Origin of the sequence: Pseudomonas sp. RW409 (assembly GCF_003184125.1) — a bacterium.
In the GTDB taxonomy this organism is placed as follows: Bacteria; Pseudomonadota; Gammaproteobacteria; order Pseudomonadales; family Pseudomonadaceae; genus Aquipseudomonas; species Aquipseudomonas chlororaphis_I.
In genome coordinates this window covers 39,082-58,568 of record NZ_QHHP01000033.1, presented here as the reverse complement: position 1 = coordinate 58,568, position 19,487 = coordinate 39,082, and the positions used below count along the sequence as shown (strand labels likewise).

The following is a 19,487-nucleotide window of genomic DNA, read 5'->3' as shown; positions in this document are numbered from 1 at the left end:
CACAGACGTTAGCCGGCCGTTTCCGACCCCAGAATCAAGGGCATGCATTCTAGTGGGTCAAACTCAAGAAGTCACCCTACTGAAAACGGGTAAAAAAACAGCTGGCGATTTAAAGGCGGGGACCAACGGTTGAGCCTCGCCCTGAGAGCAAATACAGCGAATCAAACCAGGGCCTCTGCACCAACGCTTCTATATATAGAAGGAATGGCGCATCACCTCCCCGATAGCCGGACCAAACCACAGCCCGACCGGTAAACCTTCAGCATTCCAGCGACAAAAGGACGAGTGTTTCGTCGCATCCTTGGTCCACCACCTGCGACCCGCTGGAAATACAGACTTCTGAAACGAAAACGGCGCAGCCCTTTTCAGGTGCTGCGCCGTTATCTGCTATATAAATAGCTACTTAATTGGTGCGGACGAAGAGACTCGAACTCTTACACCTTGCGGCGCTGGAACCTAAATCCAGTGTGTCTACCAATTCCACCACGTCCGCGTATCAAGCTTTTAAAGCAAAGGCGCCAGACTATTAATCTGGCGCCTTTCGGAATATGGGGTGGACGATGGGGATCGAACCCACGACAACAGGAGTCACAATCCTGTGCTCTACCAACTGAGCTACGCCCACCATATTGCGTTGTTGCGTTACTTGTGCCAAAGCTGCCTAATGGCGCACCCGGCAGGACTCGAACCTGCGACCATCCGCTTAGAAGGCGGATGCTCTATCCAGCTGAGCTACGGGCGCCTTATTAATCTGTATTCTTTAATGATTACAAACTAAGTGCTTTCAGTCGTTACGAGCTAAACATCAACTCTGCCCGACCTTCTTAACCAGTGCTAGGCTGTGCCCGACAAGTGCGACGAATGTTATAGACGAGCCGTTAGGTCGTCAACTCTTTTTTGAAAAAAATTCATTTAATTAAAGGAGTTAGGGGAATTTGCAGACCAAGCGCCTTTGCCCTCACGTCCTGGCATGCGAGAATGCGTTCTCTTTTTCTCTCCCTCTCGATGGTTAATCACGCGTCATGACTGCACAACTAATCGACGGCAAAGCGATCGCCGCTAGCCTGCGCCAGCAGATCGCCAAACGTGTCGCCGAGCGTCGCCAGCAAGGCCTGCGTACTCCAGGCCTCGCGGTGATCCTGGTCGGCAGCGACCCGGCCTCTCAGGTTTATGTCTCGCACAAGCGTAAAGACTGCGAAGAGGTCGGCTTTCTTTCAAAAGCCTATGACTTGCCTACAGGCACCACTCAAGAAGAACTGGCCGGCCTGATCGACCGCCTCAACGATGACCCGAACATCGATGGCGTCCTGCTACAGCTGCCACTGCCCGAACACCTCGATGCCTCCAAACTGCTGGAACGCATCCGCCCGGATAAAGACGTGGATGGTTTCCATCCTTATAACGTCGGCCGCCTGGCCCAACGCATCCCCCTGCTGCGTCCATGCACCCCGAAAGGCATCATGACCCTGCTGGAAAGCACCGGTGCCGATCTGTACGGCATGGATGCAGTCGTGGTCGGCGCTTCCAACATCGTCGGTCGCCCGATGGCGATGGAGCTGCTGCTGGCCGGCTGCACCGTTACCGTCACCCACCGCTTCACCAAGGATCTGGCCGGCCACGTCGGGCGTGCCGATCTGGTGATCGTGGCCGCCGGCAAGCCGGGCCTGGTCAAGGGTGAATGGATCAAGGAAGGCGCCATCGTCATCGACGTCGGCATCAACCGCCAGGAAGACGGCAAGCTGGTGGGCGATGTGGTCTACGAGACCGCCCTGCCCCGCGCTGGCTGGATCACCCCGGTACCGGGGGGCGTCGGCCCGATGACGCGTGCCTGCCTGCTGGAAAACACCTTGTACGCGGCAGAAACGCTGCACGACTGACCCTGGGAAACATCCCGGATAAAAAGAACCCCGCCATTGGCGGGGTTCTTTGTTTCTGCTCGCCGAAAACCTGGACCGAATACCCCGCTTGCAGCGGACGATCTACTCATCAGAAAGAAGAGGATCGAACTGGTACAAATCTGGTACAGGATGAAATTTAATTTACCTGGAGCCCTTTACCTACGGGCGTGTAGCTCTTTCCTGGCACATACTCATAAAATGTAACGTTTTTCTGAAAGCAGCCCGTTGCAGAACGGCATATCCACTTCATGAGTCCGCCCGCGTGAAAATCCGTCTTTCTATCCTGAGCCTATTTTTTGCACTTACAGGCACCTTTATCACGCAGAGCGCCGTCGCTCGCGAAACCACCGAAGCGCCGCGCGATCCCTCCCAACTGCATATTGCCTCCGGCAGCGCCCTGCTGCTGGACCTGCAGACCAACAAGGTCATTTATTCCAGCAATCCCGACGTGGTCGTGCCCATCGCGTCGGTGACCAAGCTGATGACCGGTCTGATCGTACTCGACGCCAAACAACCGCTGGATGAATACATCTCCGTGGACATCAGCAACACCCCGGAAATGAAAGGTGTGTTTTCCCGGGTCAAGCTCAAGAGCGAGCTGCCGCGCAAGGAGATGCTGCTGATCGCCCTGATGTCGTCGGAAAACCGTGCCGCCGCCAGCCTCGCCCACCACTACCCGGGCGGGTATGCAGCCTTTATTGCCGCCATGAACGCCAAGGCCAAGGCACTGGGCATGACCAGCACGCACTATGTCGAGCCGACCGGCCTGTCGGTCCATAACGTGTCCACCGCCCGCGACCTGAGCAAACTGTTGCTGGCGGCGCGCAAATACCCGCTGCTGAGCGAGCTGAGCACCACCAAGGAAAAGACCGTGGCGTTCCGCAAACCCAACTACACCCTGGGCTTTCGCAACACCGATCACCTGGTCAACAGGGCCAACTGGGACATCAAGCTGACCAAGACCGGCTTTACCGATGAAGCAGGCCACTGCCTGGTACTGGTGACCAGCATGAGCAACCGCCCGGTCGCCCTGGTGATTCTCGACGCCTTCGGCAAATACACGCACTTCGCCGATGCCAGCCGCATCCGCCAGTGGCTGGAAACCGGTAAAAGCGGCTCGGTACCGAATGCCGCCTTGAGCTACAAGGCCGGCAAAAACCTGAAAAGCCGTCAGAGCGGCGTCGCCCAAACTGCCGAATAGAAGCTGGCAGACCCAAAAAAGGCCGCGGATCTGTCGATCGCGGCCCTTTCAAAGACGGCGCCCCTGGGCGCCGTCAGCGTTTCTGCAACCTCAGTTGGCGCTCAACGCCTTGGTCGCTCGTGCTGCCGCGTTCTCCTGCCCGGCCTGGGCCAACTCATCGGCCGCCCTCAGCCAACGCTGGCGATCGACCTGGGCGGGTACCTGGGTCGGCCCCTGAATCAGCACCGCCCAGTGCCCCGCACTGCTCCAGGCCGATTCGAATTTGGCAAAGTCCATCAACAGACGACGATTCATTCCCGCTCGCAGCAACACCGTCTGCTTGTGCCGGTTATAGCCCGCCAGCACGGCATAGCGAGGTTCGGCCCAGAACGCCGAGCCTTCGGTGTAACGCACCATCACCGGGTATCCCGCGGCAACCTGGGTCAGCAGCGCCGCTAAATTGTCGTCCAGCGGATAGACCACCATCCCGTACTCACGCGCCAGGGTCAGCATGTTCTGCTGCAACTTCGCCTCGGCGCCTGGCAGGTGCAACGGCTTGTCCAGTAGGCCCGGGGTGATCACGATACCTTGCTGGGACAGCATGCTGGCCAGGGTGCCCGGGCCGCTCTGATAGGTTTCGCCGCGGAAAAACGGTACGCCGTTGAGTTCCACCCGCTCGGGCAGGCGCTGAATCTCCGGCTGCACGCTGCTGGCGCAACCGGCCAGCGTCAGGGCGCAGGCGCCCGCCAACAACAGTGTTCGAAATCGCAGAAACATCCGTTCCATCATGACTCTCTTGTGCAGACGCCAAGCCAGGAGCCCCGGCCGAAACGCTGATCATAGGGCGCCACGAGGCAAGGGTATAGCGTCAAGCCGCAGTAATTTGCGCCTCATAGAGCAAACCGTTTGATGACACTCGACTATTGGTCAATGGCTTGAAACACAACCGCGACTAGACTGTCCATTGCAACGAGTGTGTGCCCCGGACAGGGCAAAAAGGAGGCATGTATGAGCCTGACAACGACAATCCTGATGCTGATCGGCGGCTGGCTGGCCGTCGCCGCTGCCATGCTATGGGGCGTCCTGCGGATCGCTCGCCGGCACCATCATCCGCGCTTGCCGACTCCCGCCGCGAAAACCGCAAAACCGGCCCGGCATCACGCCACCGCGCACTGACTGGCGCCTTTTCTCCTATCCAATAAAAACGGCGGCCTGTGTCCTTGAACACAGGCCGCCGTCGATTGTTGCCGCGAATCAGGCTTCGACTTCCGCCTCCGCCGTCACGCGCTTCTGCCGGGCACGACGGGCCAGCATGTTCAGCCCCTCGATGGCCGCCGAGAAAGCCATGGCCGCGTACACATAACCTTTTGGTACATGGGCACCGAAACCTTCGGCGATCAGCGTCATGCCGATCATGATCAGGAAGCCCAGGGCCAGCATGACCACCGTCGGGTTGTCATTGATGAACTTGGCCAGAGGCTCGGCCGCCAGCAGCATCACCAGTACCGACACCACCACCGCGATGATCATGATCGGCAAGTGCTCGGTCATGCCGACGGCAGTGATGATGCTGTCGATGGAGAACACCATGTCCAGCATCAGGATCTGGCCGATCGCCGCGGCGAACCCCAGGGACACGCCAGCGGTCTCGCTTTTGCTGTCCTGCGGCTCCGGGTCCATGCTGTGATGGATCTCCGTGGTGGCCTTCCACAGCAGGAACAGGCCGCCGGCAATCAGGATCATGTCCTTCCAGGAGAAGACCTGGCCGAAGACATCGATCACCGGCTCGGTCAGTTGCACGATAAAGGCGATGGTGCTGAGCAACGCCAGACGCAGGATCAGGGCCATGCCGATACCGATCCGCCGGGCCTTGGCCCGGTGTTGCTCGGGCAGCTTGTTGGTCAGGATCGAAATGAAGATCAGGTTATCGATGCCGAGCACGATTTCCATGACCACCAGGGTTGCCAGGGCGACCCAGGCGGTGGGGCTGGCAGCGAGTTGTAAAAGATATTCCATGGCTCAGTCCTGAGTCGGGGGTATGGGGGAATCAGATTTCCTGGGACGACGAGGTGGCTTCTTTGGCCTCGTCCGCCGGCTTTTCCTGCTTGCTGATCAAGCCTTGGGTCGCGTCGCTGATCGCCTGTTCGGCGGCCTTGTGCGTGTCGTCGATCGCCTGCTTGGCGTTTTCCGCGGCCTTGCCCAACAGCTGCTGCGCGCTTTTTTCCGCCTGCTCGCAACCGGCAAGGGTGATCAACGACAACGCCAGCAACGATGCGGCGATGGATTTATAGGTCATTGCGCTTTCCTCGTTAGAACGGACCGGGCCGAGACGATGGCCCGTCAATAGCGAGGCATTCTATGGAAGCGAACACTTCAGGAAAATTCGTATTTTTAACGGCTATACTTCGATTTTTACGAATCAAAGCCAGCCATGCTCAATTACCGTCAACTGCATTACTTCTGGGTCGTCGCCAAGACCGGCAGCATCGTCCGGGCCTGCGAGCAACTGAACCTGACCCCGCAAACCATCAGCGGGCAGATCACCCTGCTCGAACAAACCTATGGCATCGAGTTGTTTCGCCGGGTCGGCCGGCAACTGGAATTGACCGAAGCCGGGCGCCAGACCCTGCCCTACGCCGAGCAGATGTTCCAGCTGGGCGGCGAACTGGAAGCCATGCTCCAGGCCCAGCCCAACGAGCAGCAGATCCTGTTCCGGGTCGGCGTGGCCGATGTGGTGCCCAAATCGATCGTCTATCGCCTGATCGCCCCGACCATGGAGCTGAGCGAACCGATCCGCATCACCTGCCGCGAGGACAAGCTCGAACGCCTGCTGGCCGACCTGGCTATCCAGCGCCTGGACCTGGTGATCTCCGACAGCCCCATGCCCTCGCATCTTGATATCAAGGGCTACAGCCAGAAACTCGGCGAGTGCGGCATCAGCTTTTTCGCCACCGAAGAACTGGCCGAGCGCTATGGAACGAACTTCCCCCATAGCCTGCATGGCGCTCCGCTGCTGATTCCCGGGCAGGAAACCGTGGTGCGCAGCCGCCTACTGCGCTGGCTGGCCGAGCAGCAGATACAACCCAGGATCATCGGTGAGTTCGACGACAGCGCCTTGATGCAGGCATTCGGTCAGTCGGGCAGCGGGATCTTCATCAGTCCCAGCGTGATCGCCGACGAAGTGCGGCGCCAATACGGCGTACAACTGATCGGCCAGACCGACGCGGTCAGCGAGTCGTTCTACGCCATTTCGGTCGAACGCAAGGTCAAGCACCCCGGCATCGTGGCGATCACCGAAGGTGCCCGCCGCGAGCTGTTTACCGCCATGGGCGCCTGAGGAGGATCAGGCGCAGCTGGCCTGTGGCTTGAGGGTCATCAACAGCAGGGCCAGCAGGATCGACACCAGGATAAAACCAGCGGCGGCAAACCCCAGGCTACCCAGCCCCAGGGTATCGATGACCCGGCCGCCGACCATGGCGCCCAGGCCGATCCCCAGGTTGGCCCCGGCGATATTCAACGACGCAGCAAACGCCGGCGCCTGAGGCGCGGCCTTGATCAGACGGACATGGCTGACCAGGAACAGCGCCGCCTGGGTCACGCCCCAGACACCCATGGCCGCCGCCAGGCCCACAGGCGAATGGATACTCGGCACCAACGCCACCATGCCGCCGATCATCAAGGCGCAGAAGCCCATGGACGCCAGCAACGGATGACGGTCCACCGCCCGGCCGCCCAGCGAGTTGCCGATCAGCCCTACCGCGCCGAAGCCCATCAGGCACCAGCCGACCAGCGTGCCGTTGAAACCGGCCAGGCGCTCGAGGATGTCCGCCAGGTAGGTGTAGGCGGTGAACATGCCACTGAACACCAGGATCGACAGCAGCACATGCCCCTGCATCAAGGGGCTGCGCAGGATGCCGAACTGCGAGCGCAGGCTGGCCTGCTCGTTGTGCACGCGGGTCTGCGGCAGGTAGACATACAGCAGCAGCGCCTTGGCAAACGCCACCAGCGCCAGGATGCCGAACGCGCTGCGCCAGCCGAAGGCATCGGAAATCAGCGTACCCACCGGAATGCCGAACACCGTGGCGCAGACGATGCCGAAGCCGATCTTGGCGATGGCCCGTCCGGCGTAGTCGGGGCCGACGATATCCACCGCGGTTTCACTGGCCAAAGCCCAGAACACCGGCAAGCCCAGCGCCGGGATCAGCCGCGCCACCGCCATCACCCAGATATTCGGTGCCAGCGCCGCCAGGGTGTTGGCCAGGCCGAACATCACCAGTACCGAGATGAACAGGCGCTTGCGCTGGAAACGGGCGAAATAGGCCGTCAGGAACGGCCCGAATGCCGCCACGGTGAAGGCGAACAAGGTCACCAGCAAACCGGCCTGCGGCACGCTGACCGCAAGATCGCGGGCAATCGAAGGCAGCAGGCCGACAATGATGAACTCCGTCGTCAGCACGGTAAAACCGGCGGCTGACAACAGCAGAATGGGCAACAGCATGGAAAACTCCGGAAACGACGACATCAGCGATGGCCTGGGGGCCCGCTGACTGGAGATGAAAAGAGGATGGCGAATCCTAACAGAATGTGTCCGCGCATGTCTGGGGTAGCGGCGAAAAAACCGCAGGCTACTCTAGAAGGCTCGGGTGGCAGATCGTCACATCCGTGGGCGAACCCCGTGTGATAAAGTCCGCCCCCTGCCGCAACCCCCCGTACCTCCAGCAACTCACCAGCACGGCGTCCCCCGTCGACGCACGGCATATTAAAAAAATCAGAGATACCGCTATGACTGCTTCACCCCCGTCGCTCCTGGAAAAACTCAAACGCACCAGTCTGGTCACGCAGATCGTCATTGGCCTGGTCGCCGGTATCGCCCTGGCGTTGCTGGCCCCCGAACTGGCGAAATCCACCGCCTTTATCGGCAAGGTCTTTATCTCGGCACTGAAAGCCGTCGCGCCGATCCTGGTGTTCGTGCTGGTGATGGCCTCCATCGCCAACCACAAGCACGGCCAGGAAACCCATATCCGCCCGATCCTCTGGCTCTACCTGCTGGGCACTTTCGCCGCGGCGGTGGTGGCGGTGATCGCCAGCAGCCTGTTCCCCTCCTCCCTGGTGCTGAGCACCCATGACGTCGCCATCTCCGCCCCCGGCGGCATCAGCGAAGTCCTGCAAAGCCTGCTGCTGAGCGTGGTGGACAACCCAGTCAGCGCGCTGATGAACGCCAACTTCATCGGCATCCTGGCCTGGGCCATCGGCATGGGCGTGGCCATCCGCCATGCCGGCAACACCACCCGCACCGTGCTGGACGACCTGTCCAATGGCGTGACCCTGATCGTGCGAGTGGTGATCCGCTTCGCCCCGCTGGGCATCTTCGGCCTGGTGGCCTCGACCCTGGCCACCTCGGGCTTCGGCGCCCTGCTCGGTTATATGCATCTGCTGGCGGTGCTGATCGGCTGCATGCTGTTCGTCGCGCTGGTGATGAACCCGCTGATCGTGTTCTGGAAGATCCGCCGCAACCCGTTCCCGCTGGTGCTCATGTGCCTGCGTGAAAGCGGCATCACCGCGTTCTTCACCCGCAGTTCGGCGGCCAACATTCCGGTCAACCTGGAACTGAGCAAGCGCCTGGGCCTGCATGAAGACACCTACTCGGTGTCTATCCCGCTGGGGGCCACCATCAACATGGCCGGCGCCGCCATCACCATCACCGTGCTGACCCTGGCCGCCGTGCATACGCTGGGCATTGCCGTCGACCTGCCCACCGCCGTGCTGCTCAGCGTGGTCGCCGCCATCTGTGCCTGCGGTGCCTCCGGCGTCGCCGGCGGTTCGCTGCTGTTGATTCCGCTGGCGTGCAGCCTGTTCGGCATCCCCAGCGAAATCGCCATGCAGGTGGTCGCCGTCGGCTTCATCATCGGCGTGCTGCAGGACTCGGCGGAAACCGCACTGAACTCCTCCACCGACGTGCTCTTCACCGCCGCCGCGTGCATGGCCCAGGAAGAGAAGGTCCGCCAGACCGCCTGAGCCTGCATGCACAGCGCGCACTAAAAAGCCCGGCAAGGCTCGCACCTTGCCGGGCTTTTTTATCGGCTTAGCAGCCGGCTACATCAGAAGGCGCTATTTCAGAAAGCACCCATGTAGTCGCGCTTGCCGATTTCCACGCCGTTGTGACGCAGGATCGCGTAGGTGGTGGTGACGTGGAAGAAGAACTGCGGCAGACCGTAGGTCAGCAGGTAGGACTGGCCGCTGAAGCGCTTCTCTTTCGGGGTGCCCGGACGGGTGACGATCTCGATGCCTTCCTTGCCATCGATCTGCACCGGCTGGATGCCGTCGATAAAGGCCAGGACCTTGGCCAGCAGCGCCTGCAGCTCGGCAAAGGTGGTTTCAGTGTCGTCGTACTTCGGCACTTCGACTTCGGCCAGGCGGGCCGAAACGCCCTTGGCGAAATCGACGGCGATCTGCACCTGACGGATCAGCGGGAACATGTCCGGGTACAGGCGGGCCTGCAGGAAGGCATTCGGGTCGATGTTCTTCGCCGTGGCGTGGGCTTCGGCCTTGTTCAGGACATCGCTCAGGGCGTTGAGCATTTGCTTGAAGACAGGAACGGAGGCGGCGTACAGGGAAATGGTCATGGTGATCTCGACAGGCTGACGGAAAAAAGCGGAAACAAAGGTGGCGCGATTATAGACCTGCCTGAGCCTCGCCGGCGGCTTGTCTTTTATCCAGCAAGGATTAGGCTAGTCGCCTTCGACAGCATAGGGAAAGCGCGATGAGCATCGAGCAAGAAACCTCCAGCGAGCAATTGCAACTGACCAGCACCGAACTGCGCATTCTCGGGTCGCTGATCGAGAAGCAGGCAACCAGCCCGGAAACCTATCCGCTGACCCTCAATGCCCTGGTCATCGCCTGCAACCAGAAAACCAGCCGCGAACCGGTGATGAACCTCACCCAGGGCCAGGTCGGCCAGAGCCTGCGCGCCCTGGAAAACCGCGGCTTCGCCCGCCTGGTAATGGGCAGCCGCGCCGACCGCTGGGAGCATCGCCTGGACAAGGCGCTGGAACTGGTGCCGGCGCAAGTGGCACTCGCCGGCCTGCTGTTCTTGCGCGGCCCGCAGACCGTCAACGAACTGCTGACCCGCAGCGGGCGCATGCATGATTTCGAAGACAGCGAACAGGTGGTGCATCAACTGGAGCGCCTGATCGCACGCGGCCTGGCGCTGCTGATTCCGCGCCAGGCCGGCCAGCGCGAAGATCGCTACATGCACGCCCTGGGAGACCCGGCGGATATCGAGGCGATCCTCGCCGCCCGGCAGAACCCGGTGGAGCGCAGTTCGGGCAGCGGCGTATCGGCGGAACGCATCGAAGAGCTGGAAGCGCGCATCGCCGCCCTCGAAGAGCGCCTGGCGAAACTCGAAGGCTGATCGCCCCCGCCCCCTGCGGCAGCGCCTGGTAGCCGCTGCCGCAGTCGGCGCAACGTCTCAAAGACTACAAAAGCCCCTACTCCCCGTCCCAGTAATCCACCCCGTCCGCATGCCGCGCCACCGCGACGAATCCCGAGGCGTTGCCCTCATCGTCGATCTTGAAGTCCTTCATCACCACATACTTGCCGGAATCCGGGTATTCGCAGATATCCGGCGCCTCCTGGGTGCTGACCGCCAGATAGCGCAGCTCGCCCTGGCTGGTGTTGATGATCTGGTGCGCGGTGTCCATGTCGCCCGGCGGGCAGGCAATCACATCGCCGGCGCGGATGGCAAAACGCTCGGCGCCGAGACGGATCTCGCCCTCGCCGGCGACTATGTAGAACATCTCTTCGTTGACGCGATGGTTATGGAAGGGGCTGGCGCGCATCCCCGGGCCCAGGGCAATCAGCCGGTAGCCGAGCTTCCGGGCACCCAGTTGCTGGCCGATACGGGCGATGCGCTGGACATAACGGCCGGCGGTGTCGCCGGTGGGGCTCAGGGCTTCAGGCAGCGGCTGAAGGTCCGCCTGATCCAGATTGAGAATGACAGGTGGCATAACGGTCCTCGATCACGGTGACGTGGAACAGGGGCAAGTCTTGGCTTGCTGGCGACCAGTATAGGCAGGGCTTCGCGCGCCACCGACCAGCCCTGCTCCACCCACCGATCAGGCCCGGGCGAAGGCCACCGCCTGCTGGAACTGCTCGGCGCTGGGGCGCACGCCGGTGTACAGCACGAACTGCTCCAGCGCCTGGATGGCGATCACTTCCAGGCCGGTGATCACCTGTTTGCCTTCGGCCCGGGCGCGCAGGATCAGCGGGGTTTCCGCCGGCACCGCCACCACGTCGAACACGGTGCGCGCGGCCTGGATCGCCTCGACCGGGAACGCCAGCTGGTCGGCCTCGGGACCGCCGCTCATACCGATCGGGGTGACGTTGATCAGCATCTGCGGGCGCAACTCGCCCAGCTCAGCCTGCCAGGCATAGCCCAGGGAGTCGGCGAGGGCCTGCCCGGCTTGGGCATTGCGGGCAACTATCACGCCATCGTGGTAGCCACCATCGCGCAAGGCGCTGGCCACCGCCTTGGCCATGCCGCCGCTGCCGCGCAGGGCAAAGCGGGTGTCCTTGGGGATCCGGTGGCTGTCGAGCAACTGGGCGACGGCGATGTAATCGGTGTTGTAGGCCTTGAGGTGGCCGTTGGTGTTGACGATGGTGTTGATCGACTGGATCGCGCTGGCCGAGGCGTCCAGTTCGTCCACCAGGGCAATGCAGGCCTCCTTGAACGGCATGGACACGCCACAGCCGCGAATGCCCAGGGCGCGGATCCCACCGACGGCGCCTGGCAGGTCCTGGCTGCTGAACGCCTTGTAGTAGAAGTTCAGGCCCAGCTGTTCATACAAATGATTGTGAAAGCGCAGGCCGAAATTCCCCGGACGCCCTGACAGCGACATACACAACTGGGTGTCTTTGTTGGGGTTCATCTGCATGTTGATCTCCTTGGAACGCACTTTCGGATAGACGGGATTAGCCAGTCATCGGGTTCTGCCCGATCATATCGACAGCGCCTGAAAGACGGGCCTGTCGCCTACGGACGAGGGTAAAGAAGCCGGTACAGACCTTACACAAAATTTACCCGGCGGCTGTGCAGTTTTTCAGAAAAAAGCTGTCTTAGAAGTATCCCCGCGACAGTCCTCGCGTCTATTGCAGACCGAGCGCTGGGGTCGGAACCGAGGAATAGCCATGATGCGTAAAATCCCCAAGATAGCCTTGCTCATTGGTGCACTTGCTGTCGCCGGTCAAGCGTCCGCCCACGGTGGCGGTGGTTGGGGTGGCCCGGCGGTAGTCGGTGCCGTGGTCGGCGCAGCGGTGGTGGGTTCGGTGATCGCCAGCCACAGTCGCCCGGTCTACGTGCAACAACCGGTCTATGTTCAGCCGCAACCGGTGTATGCCGCGCCGCCACCGGTCTACTACCAGCCACAGCCGGTGTACGTGGAAGGCCCGCCGGTCTATTACCGTCCGGCCCCGGTGTATTACGGCCCGCCTCGCGGCTACTACGGCCCGCCACGCCATTACTACTATGGCCCTGGCCGCTGGTAATTCCGGCGACCGCACACCCACAGGCCCCGCCTTCACCAGCGGGGCCTGTTGCGTTTGAAACAACCCTGAAATGTCTGAATAAATCTTGCAGAGGTCGCTGCCGGGACAGCTTTTGCGATTCAATCCGGCAATAGTGTTGCCAAAGGCAGCCCCTACGCTGAAGCCTACAATTGTCATATTTATGTCATGTCAGGTCCGCAAGATCGGATCTGTCCACAAAACGGCCCCATAACAACAAGGACGACGCCCATGCCGACACAAAACCCCCATCACTCCCCCACCCTGGGTACCGCGAGCAAGGTGTACAGCGCCCTGACCGAACTCAAGCACCTGGAAGGCCACCGCAGCGCCAAGTTCCTGGCCTTGCTGGCCGAGCACCTGGTGCGCAAGGGCCTGTTGCACGACCCGGAAGTGGTCTACATGCTCGATCAGGTCGTCGACTGATCGGGCTGGCGCTTTTTTCGCCGGTATCGATGTCCACTATCGAGCGCGGTGATTTTTCGTCGAACCTCTCGGTCCGTAAGGTAGCCCCATTGATTGATGGAGGTACTTATGCCCAAGGTTCAGATCATGTCCGTTATCGGTAGCGCCGTTCCCACCTCGCTCAGGGAGCTGGGGTTGCTGGCGTGTTGGTACCTGGTGCGCGACGGCGAGCCGGTCAGCGGCCCACTCACTTCGCTGACCGCCGCCCAGGCCCTGTCGCAAAAGATCGAGCAGCGCGTCCTGCATGCCTAAGGCAGCGGCAGCTGTGTCCGCGGCCGGCTATCGACGAACAGGTCCCAGCTCGAGATGAACAGCGCGGCGATCAACGGCCCGATGACAAAGCCGTTCAGGCCGAAGATCGCCAGGCCCCCCAGGGTCGAAATCAGAATCAGGTAATCCGGCATCCTGGTGTCCTTGCCCACCAGGATCGGGCGCAGCACGTTGTCCACCAGGCCGATCACGAACACCCCGTACAAGCCCAGCAACACGCCTTGCCAGATCGCCCCGCTGAGCAGGAAGTACAGGGCCACCGGGCCCCAGACGATCGCCGCGCCCACCGCCGGCAACAACGACAGCAAGGCCATCAGCACTGCCCACAGCAGCGGGCTGGGAATCTCCAGAAACCAGAAAATCAGCCCGCCCAGCACCCCCTGGCTGACCGCCACCAGCACGTTGCCCTTCACCGTGGCCCGCACCACCCGACTGAACTTGAGCTGCAACCGGCGCTTCTGGTGCTCGGCCAACGGCACCGCGATGCGCACCTTGCGTACCAGTTCGGCGCCATCGCGCAAAAAGAAGAACAACAGGTACAGCATCACGAAAAAGCTCACCACGAACTTGAAGGTGCCCTGGCCGACGCTGAAAGCCTGGGTGGCGAAGAACTGACTGCCTTGCAGCGCGCTCTTGACGATCTTCTCGCGCACGCTCTCCAGCTCACCCAGGCCGAAGCGGTCCAGCAGCTGCTGGAAGTACAGCGGCAGGCTGTGCTTGAACCGGTCCAGCTGACCGGCGATGTCCAGTTCGCCGCTTTCGATGCTCTGGTAAAGGTTGGCGCCCTCCTGCACCAGCAGGGTGCTGATGATGACCACCGGCAGAATGGCGCTCACCAGGCAGATGCTCAGGGTGCAAAAGGCCGTCAGGTTGCGTGGCCAACCGAACTTGATTTGCAGGCGCCGATGCAGCGGGTCGAACAGGATGCCGAGAATCACCGCCCAGAACACCGCGCCGTAAAAGGGCAGCAGGATCCAGATGAAGGCGACGGTCACCAGGGTCAGCAGAAGCAACAGGCTTTTGTGTTGCATGAGGTGCTGGTTCATCTCCGCTCCCCGTCAATAAGGTCCAGGACACCGCAAAGCGCCCCTAAAGCGTTAGTCCGCCGGTGTTCGGCCAAGTGCCCTGTTTTATTCGTCGAGCATAGATCCAGATCAATGAAGTCTGTTGGCCCAGGCCTTACCCTCGCGACCTTTTGCCATCGACAAACCGCCATGACGCCCCTGACCCGCCCCGAACTGCTCGCCCCCGCCGGCACTCTGAAAAACATGCGCTACGCCTTCGCCTATGGCGCCGATGCGGTATACGCCGGCCAGCCGCGCTACAGCCTGCGGGTGCGCAACAACGAATTCGACCACGCCAACCTGGCCCTCGGCATTCGCGAGGCCCAGGCCCAGGGCAAGCGCTTCTACGTGGTGGTCAACATCGCCCCGCACAACGCCAAGCTCAAGACCTTCCTCAAGGACCTGGAGCCGGTGATCGCAATGGCTCCGGACGCGCTGATCATGTCCGACCCGGGGCTAATCATGCTGGTGCGCCGGCACTTCCCGCAGATGCCGATCCACCTGTCGGTGCAGGCCAATACGGTGAACTGGGCCAGCGTCGAGTTCTGGCAGCAACAGGGCCTGAGCCGGATCATCCTGTCCCGCGAACTGTCCCTGGAAGAGATCGAGGAAATCCGCCAGCAGGTGCCGGCCATGGAGCTCGAGGTATTCGTCCATGGCGCCCTGTGCATGGCCTACTCCGGGCGCTGCCTGCTGTCGGGCTACATGAACAAGCGCGACGCCAACCAGGGCACCTGCACCAATGCCTGCCGCTGGAAATACCAGGCAGAAGAAGCGACGGAGAACACCCTCGGCGAGATCGTCCAGCAGTTCCAGCCGGAGCCGACCCTGGGCCTGGGGGCGCCGACCGAGCAGGTGTTCCTGCTGCGCGAGGCCAATCGCCCGGACGAAGCGATGCCGGCCTTCGAGGACGAGCACGGCACCTACATCATGAACGCCAAGGACCTGCGTGCGGTGCAGCACGTCGAGCGCCTGACGCGCATGGGCGTGCACTCGTTGAAGATCGAGGGCCGCACCAAGTCGCACTTCTATTGCGCCCGTACCACCCAGGTCTATCGCCGGGCCATCGACGACGCGGTAGCCGGCCGCGAGTTCGACCGCAGCCTGATGAACGACCTGGAGTCCCTGGCCCAGCGTGGCTACACCGAAGGTTTCCTGCGCCGCCATGTGCACGACGAATACCAGAACTACCTGAACGGCAGCTCGGTATCGGAACGCCAGCAGTTCGTCGGCGAACTCACCGGCGAGCGCCGTGACCGGCTGGCGGAAGTGAAAGTGAAGAACCGCTTTGCCCTGGGCGACCATATGGAGCTGATGACCCCCAAGGGCAACTTCCACTTCGACCTGCATCAGTTGCAGAACATCCATGGCGAGCCGATCGAGGTCGCGCCGGGGGACGGGCATACGGTGTACCTGCCGATCCCGGACGCGGTGGATCTGCGCTTTGCCCTGTTGATGCGCGACGTGACGCCGAACAGCGCGGTGTAATCCTGATTGCGGTGGCGTCTCTGATGACGCCATCGCGGGCAAGTCGGATCGCTGCCCGCTCGCTCCTACAGAGGATAACGAGCTACCCGCGATACGCTTGAACGCTTAGATACGGAACTGCCCCACCAGTTTGCCCAGGCGCTGGCCGAGGTCGGCCAGGCTGCGTGAGGTCTGGGCGCCGAGCTGGGTTTCGTCGGCGACGCTGTCCACCGCCACTGCGATCTGGTGCACGCTGCGGTTGATCTCTTCGGCCACCGCGGTCTGTTCTTCCGCGGCGCTGGCGATCTGCGCATTCATCGAGTTGATGGTGCCGATCAGTTGCGCCATGGCATCCAGCGAAGCCCCCGCTTCGTTGGCCTGGTGCGAGGTGCCGTCGCCGGCGTCGCTGGAGCGGCGCATGGCCTCCACGGCGGTGCGCGTGCCCTGTTGCAGGCGGTCGATCATGCCCTGGATTTCCTGGGTGCTCTGCTGGGTGCGGCTGGCCAGTGCCCTGACCTCGTCGGCCACCACCGCGAAACCACGCCCGGCCTCACCGGCCCGCGCCGCTTCGATGGCCGCGTTGAGGGCCAGCAGGTTGGTCTGTTCGGCGATGGAACGGATCACGTCGAGCACGCTGACAATCGACGCCACGTCTTTCTGCAGACTATCCAGGGAGGTGCCGCTGCTGCGGATATCGCTGACCAGCGCATGAATCTGCTGGATGCTGCCGTCCACCACGCGTTTAGCCGCCTGGCCCTCCTCGTCGGTCTGCTGCGCCGCCACGGCCGCGCCCTGGGCACTGCGTGCCACTTCCTGGGCCGCCGACGACATTTCATTGATCGCCGTGGCCACCTGATCGGTCTCGTGGCGCTGGCGCTCCATGGCCTGCTCGGAGCGCTGGGCCTGTTCGGACACCTGGGTCACCAGGCCGGTGAGCTGGCCGGTCATCTCGGTGATCTGCCGCACCAGGCCGTGGATCTTGTCGACGAAACGGTTGAAAGAGCCGGCCAGGTCGCCCAGCTCGTCCTGGCTGGTGATGGCCAGGCGGCGGGTCAGGTCGCCTTCGCCGGCGGCGATATCGTCGAGGTTGAGCTTCATCAGGTTCAGCGGCCGCAGGATGGTATTGGCCACCAGCATGCCGATGGCGGCGATCACCAGCAGCACCACCACGGCGATACCGATGATACTCAGGACCATGCCCCGCATGCGCTGGTTGACGCTGGCCTCGACCTCGGCCACCTGGGCGTCGATGCCGTCCAGGTTCACCGAGGAGCCGACGATCAGGTCCCACTTGGGCAGGTATTCGGTGTAACCCAGTTTCGGCACCAGCACGTCGCTGCCCGGCTGGGTCGAGCTGTACTGCACATAGTGCGTGCCGTCCTTGCCGACCTTGACCAGCTCGCGGTTGACGTACACGCCGTTGGGGTCGCGGTTGTCCTTGAAGCTCTTGCCGACGCCGTCCGGGCTGTTGCCCTTGAACAGGCGCACGGTCTCGGAGTCGTAGCCGAAGAAGTAACCGTCCTTGCCGTAGGTGATGTTCGACAGCAGCTTCACCACCTGGGCGCGGGCCGCGGTATCGCCAGGCGCCGCCGCGTCGTAGAGCGGCTTGACCGTGCTCAGAGCCACCTCCACATAGCTTTGCAGCGTGGTCTTGGCCTCGCCGAGCAGGCGCTGCCGGGTCTCGTCCACCTCGTTCTGCGCCTGCTGCTTGAGCATGACGACCGTGGTCAGGCTGATCACCAGCGCAAACAACAGCACCGGGAGGACCGCGAGGGACAGGACTTTGCCCTTCAGACTTAAGCGCATAGGAGGTTCACTCTTGATTTTATTGGCGTGATACAGCCTTAACGGCACGCCACCACAAAAGTTGAGCCCGCGGGAAGATGAAGGGAATCTGGGGCCACGCAGCGCCCTTGAGATTTATCGCGAGCAAGCTTCGCTCCTACAGATACGACGCTTCTGTAGGAGCGAAGCTTGCTCGCGATAAGGACAACACAGTACAGCTGAAACCACGCGGCCTCAGAGCACCATCGCCGCGACCCAGCCGAACGCCAGCAGCGGCAGATTGTAGTGCAGGAAGGTCGGGACCACGGTGTCCCAGATGTGGTGGTGCTGGCCGTCGATGTTCAGGCCGGAGGTCGGGCCCAGGGTCGAGTCCGAGGCCGGCGAGCCAGCGTCGCCCAAGGCACCGGCGGTGCCGACGATGCAGACGATGGCCAGCGGGCTGAAGCCCAGTTGCACGCACAGCGGCACGAAGATGGTCGCCAGGATCGGCACGGTGGAGAACGACGAGCCGATGCCCATGGTCACCAACAGCCCCACCAGCAACATCAACAAGGCGCCGACACCCTTGCTGTGGCCAATCCAGCTGGCCGAAGACTCCACCAGGCTCTTCACCTCACCGGTGGCCTTCATCACCTCGGCGAAACCGGCGGCGGCGATCATGATAAAGCCGATCATCGCCATCATCTTCATGCCTTCGGTGAACAGGTCGTCGGTCTCGCGCCAGCGCACGATGCCCGACACCGAGAAGATCAGGAAGCCGGACAGCGCGCCGATAATCATCGAATCCAGCAACAGCTGGATGACAAAGGCCGCGACAATCGCCAGGCCCGCCACCAGCAGCGTGCGCGGGTTGTATTGCACCGTCACCTGCTCGACTTTCTCGATCAGTTCCAGGTCATACACACGCTTCTTGCGGTAGCTGACAAAGGCCAGCAGCAGGCCGAAGACCATGCCCAGCGCCGGAATGCCCATGGCATGGGTGACATTGATATTGCTGATGTCCACGCCACTGCGGGCGACGTTGGCCAGCAGGATCTCGTTGAGGAAGATATTGCCGAACCCCACCGGCAGGAACATGTACGGGGTGATCAGGCCGAAGGTGATGACGCAGGCGATCAGCCGTCGGTCCAGTTGCAGTTTGCTCAGCACATACAACAGTGGCGGCACCAGCAGCGGGATGAAGGCGATATGGATCGGCAGGATGTTCTGCGAGGCGATCGCCACCACCCACAACAGGCCGATCAGCAGCCATTTGACGTTGCCGCCGCCATTGGCGTCCTGGCGGTCCACCAACAGCAGGATCTTGTCCGCCAGGGCGTGGGCCAGGCCGGACTTGGCGATCGCCACCGCAAAGGCGCCGAGCAAGGCGTAGGACAGGGCCACAGTCGCTCCGCCGCCGAGGCCGTTGTTGAAAGCCTTGAGGGTCGCCTCGATGCCCAGGCCACCGGTCAACCCTCCCACCAGCGCGCCTACGATCAGCGCGATCACCACATGCACGCGGGACAGGCTGAGGACCAGCATGACGCCAACCGCGGCAATTACTGCATTAATCATCGTTACCTCATGGCACTGCGACGGGAAAACGCCGCAAAAGGAATGAGTCCGGCCAGAGGGCATGGCTGCCGACGCCGGATTGGAAAAGGAGGGTCTTATTAGAGGGCGCGCACTTTGCAGCAGCGGGCAACGCTTGTCAAAACCGGCGGTCCGCTGCCAACGCCTTTCCTGTAGCCGCTGGCGCAGCCTGCGATAAGGTCCGAAGGACCTTCCGAGGCCCTCAAAAGCAGCGCCCACTTCGTG

19 protein-coding genes, 3 tRNA genes and 2 pseudogenes are annotated in these 19,487 nt (G+C 62.1%); 10 read left to right on the top strand and 14 right to left on the bottom strand.

Annotated features, from left to right (window positions below; all coding sequences use genetic code 11):
* Positions 1–408 precede the first annotated feature (408 nt).
* The 3 genes from DK261_RS13335 to DK261_RS13325 form a co-directional block, all read right to left on the bottom strand.
* Positions 409–493 (bottom strand) — tRNA-Leu (locus DK261_RS13335).
* Positions 494–549: 56 nt separating this feature from the next.
* Positions 550–625 (bottom strand) — tRNA-His (locus DK261_RS13330).
* A gap of 40 nt (positions 626–665) precedes the next feature.
* A tRNA-Arg gene (locus tag DK261_RS13325) sits at positions 666–742 on the bottom strand.
* Positions 743–1,022: 280 nt separating this feature from the next.
* Between DK261_RS13325 and folD the strand changes: the two genes are divergently transcribed.
* Positions 1,023–1,877 (top strand): bifunctional methylenetetrahydrofolate dehydrogenase/methenyltetrahydrofolate cyclohydrolase FolD, encoded by an 855-nt coding sequence (gene folD / locus DK261_RS13320; RefSeq protein WP_110175839.1) that lies wholly within the window; start codon positions 1,023–1,025, stop codon positions 1,875–1,877.
* 283 nt (positions 1,878–2,160) lie between these two features.
* The gene (gene pbpG, locus DK261_RS13315; protein ID WP_009049853.1) at positions 2,161–3,099 is read left to right on the top strand and encodes a D-alanyl-D-alanine endopeptidase; all 939 of its coding nucleotides are present in this window, start codon (positions 2,161–2,163) and stop codon (positions 3,097–3,099) included.
* 90 nt (positions 3,100–3,189) lie between these two features.
* Here the strand turns inward: pbpG and DK261_RS13310 are convergent, their stop codons facing one another.
* Positions 3,190–3,864 (bottom strand): PA2778 family cysteine peptidase, encoded by a 675-nt coding sequence (locus DK261_RS13310; RefSeq protein WP_037005966.1) that lies wholly within the window; start codon positions 3,862–3,864, stop codon positions 3,190–3,192.
* A 222-nt stretch (positions 3,865–4,086) separates the two neighbouring features.
* Between DK261_RS13310 and DK261_RS33195 the strand changes: the two genes are divergently transcribed.
* The gene (locus DK261_RS33195; RefSeq protein WP_009049855.1) at positions 4,087–4,254 is read left to right on the top strand and encodes a hypothetical protein; all 168 of its coding nucleotides are present in this window, start codon (positions 4,087–4,089) and stop codon (positions 4,252–4,254) included.
* Positions 4,255–4,332: 78 nt separating this feature from the next.
* On the opposite strand, the gene DK261_RS13305 is transcribed toward DK261_RS33195, so the two are convergent.
* A complete protein-coding gene (locus tag DK261_RS13305) occupies positions 4,333–5,094 on the bottom strand; it encodes a TerC family protein (RefSeq protein ID WP_038577699.1) in 762 nt (253 codons plus the stop codon).
* Between the two features lie 31 nt (positions 5,095–5,125).
* Positions 5,126–5,374 carry a hypothetical protein gene (locus DK261_RS13300; RefSeq protein ID WP_009044657.1) on the bottom strand — a complete coding sequence of 83 codons (249 nt, stop codon included), beginning with the start codon at positions 5,372–5,374 and terminating at the stop codon, positions 5,126–5,128.
* Positions 5,375–5,509: 135 nt separating this feature from the next.
* Between DK261_RS13300 and nhaR the strand changes: the two genes are divergently transcribed.
* On the top strand, positions 5,510–6,415 hold the full coding sequence (gene nhaR, locus DK261_RS13295) for a transcriptional activator NhaR (protein ID WP_009049858.1): 906 nt from the start codon (positions 5,510–5,512) through the stop codon (positions 6,413–6,415).
* 6 nt (positions 6,416–6,421) lie between these two features.
* On the opposite strand, the gene DK261_RS13290 is transcribed toward nhaR, so the two are convergent.
* Positions 6,422–7,576, bottom strand: a complete 1,155-nt coding sequence (locus DK261_RS13290; RefSeq protein WP_038577697.1) for an MFS transporter — start codon at positions 7,574–7,576, stop codon at positions 6,422–6,424.
* Between the two features lie 284 nt (positions 7,577–7,860).
* On the opposite strand from DK261_RS13290, the gene sstT reads away from it, so the two are divergent.
* Positions 7,861–9,093, top strand: a complete 1,233-nt coding sequence (gene sstT, locus DK261_RS13285; RefSeq protein ID WP_110175838.1) for a serine/threonine transporter SstT — start codon at positions 7,861–7,863, stop codon at positions 9,091–9,093.
* 98 nt (positions 9,094–9,191) lie between these two features.
* Here the strand turns inward: sstT and DK261_RS13280 are convergent, their stop codons facing one another.
* Complete coding sequence (locus DK261_RS13280) at positions 9,192–9,701, bottom strand: DUF1993 family protein (protein WP_110175837.1); 510 nt, start codon at positions 9,699–9,701, stop codon at positions 9,192–9,194.
* Positions 9,702–9,838: 137 nt separating this feature from the next.
* Between DK261_RS13280 and DK261_RS13275 the strand changes: the two genes are divergently transcribed.
* The gene (locus DK261_RS13275; protein ID WP_009049862.1) at positions 9,839–10,489 is read left to right on the top strand and encodes a YceH family protein; all 651 of its coding nucleotides are present in this window, start codon (positions 9,839–9,841) and stop codon (positions 10,487–10,489) included.
* 76 nt (positions 10,490–10,565) lie between these two features.
* Here the strand turns inward: DK261_RS13275 and DK261_RS13270 are convergent, their stop codons facing one another.
* Positions 10,566–11,084: a cupin domain-containing protein gene (locus tag DK261_RS13270; protein ID WP_110175836.1), complete on the bottom strand. Its 519-nt coding sequence runs from the start codon at positions 11,082–11,084 to the stop codon at positions 10,566–10,568.
* Positions 11,085–11,192: 108 nt separating this feature from the next.
* Positions 11,193–12,011, bottom strand: coding sequence for a shikimate 5-dehydrogenase (locus tag DK261_RS13265; protein WP_038633703.1), 819 nt, complete (start codon positions 12,009–12,011; stop codon positions 11,193–11,195).
* A gap of 253 nt (positions 12,012–12,264) precedes the next feature.
* On the opposite strand from DK261_RS13265, the gene DK261_RS13260 reads away from it, so the two are divergent.
* From DK261_RS13260 to DK261_RS13250, 3 genes are all read left to right on the top strand, one after another.
* Positions 12,265–12,621, top strand: coding sequence for a hypothetical protein (locus tag DK261_RS13260; protein ID WP_007927233.1), 357 nt, complete (start codon positions 12,265–12,267; stop codon positions 12,619–12,621).
* Between the two features lie 249 nt (positions 12,622–12,870).
* Positions 12,871–13,065, top strand: coding sequence for a hypothetical protein (locus tag DK261_RS13255; protein ID WP_007927235.1), 195 nt, complete (start codon positions 12,871–12,873; stop codon positions 13,063–13,065).
* 108 nt (positions 13,066–13,173) lie between these two features.
* On the top strand, positions 13,174–13,356 hold the full coding sequence (locus DK261_RS13250) for a hypothetical protein (RefSeq protein ID WP_007927236.1): 183 nt from the start codon (positions 13,174–13,176) through the stop codon (positions 13,354–13,356).
* Here DK261_RS13250 and DK261_RS13245 read toward each other — a convergent pair.
* Positions 13,353–14,420 (bottom strand): AI-2E family transporter, encoded by a 1,068-nt coding sequence (locus DK261_RS13245; protein ID WP_110175835.1) that lies wholly within the window; start codon positions 14,418–14,420, stop codon positions 13,353–13,355. The genes DK261_RS13250 and DK261_RS13245 overlap by 4 nt on opposite strands.
* Before the next feature lie 168 nt (positions 14,421–14,588).
* Here DK261_RS13245 and yegQ point away from each other — a divergent pair, with 168 nt between their 5' ends.
* Positions 14,589–15,926 (top strand): tRNA 5-hydroxyuridine modification protein YegQ, encoded by a 1,338-nt coding sequence (yegQ, locus tag DK261_RS13240; protein ID WP_009049866.1) that lies wholly within the window; start codon positions 14,589–14,591, stop codon positions 15,924–15,926.
* Between the two features lie 105 nt (positions 15,927–16,031).
* Here the strand turns inward: yegQ and DK261_RS33885 are convergent.
* The 3 genes and pseudogenes from DK261_RS33885 to DK261_RS13230 all read right to left on the bottom strand — a co-directional run.
* Positions 16,032–16,625: pseudogene (locus DK261_RS33885) on the bottom strand (methyl-accepting chemotaxis protein); the annotation flags it as partial.
* 312 nt (positions 16,626–16,937) lie between these two features.
* Positions 16,938–17,621: pseudogene (locus DK261_RS33880) on the bottom strand (cache domain-containing protein); the annotation flags it as partial.
* A 303-nt stretch (positions 17,622–17,924) separates the two neighbouring features.
* Positions 17,925–19,241, bottom strand: a complete 1,317-nt coding sequence (locus DK261_RS13230) for a Na+/H+ antiporter family protein (RefSeq protein WP_162096424.1) — start codon at positions 19,239–19,241, stop codon at positions 17,925–17,927.
* Positions 19,242–19,487 lie beyond the last annotated feature (246 nt).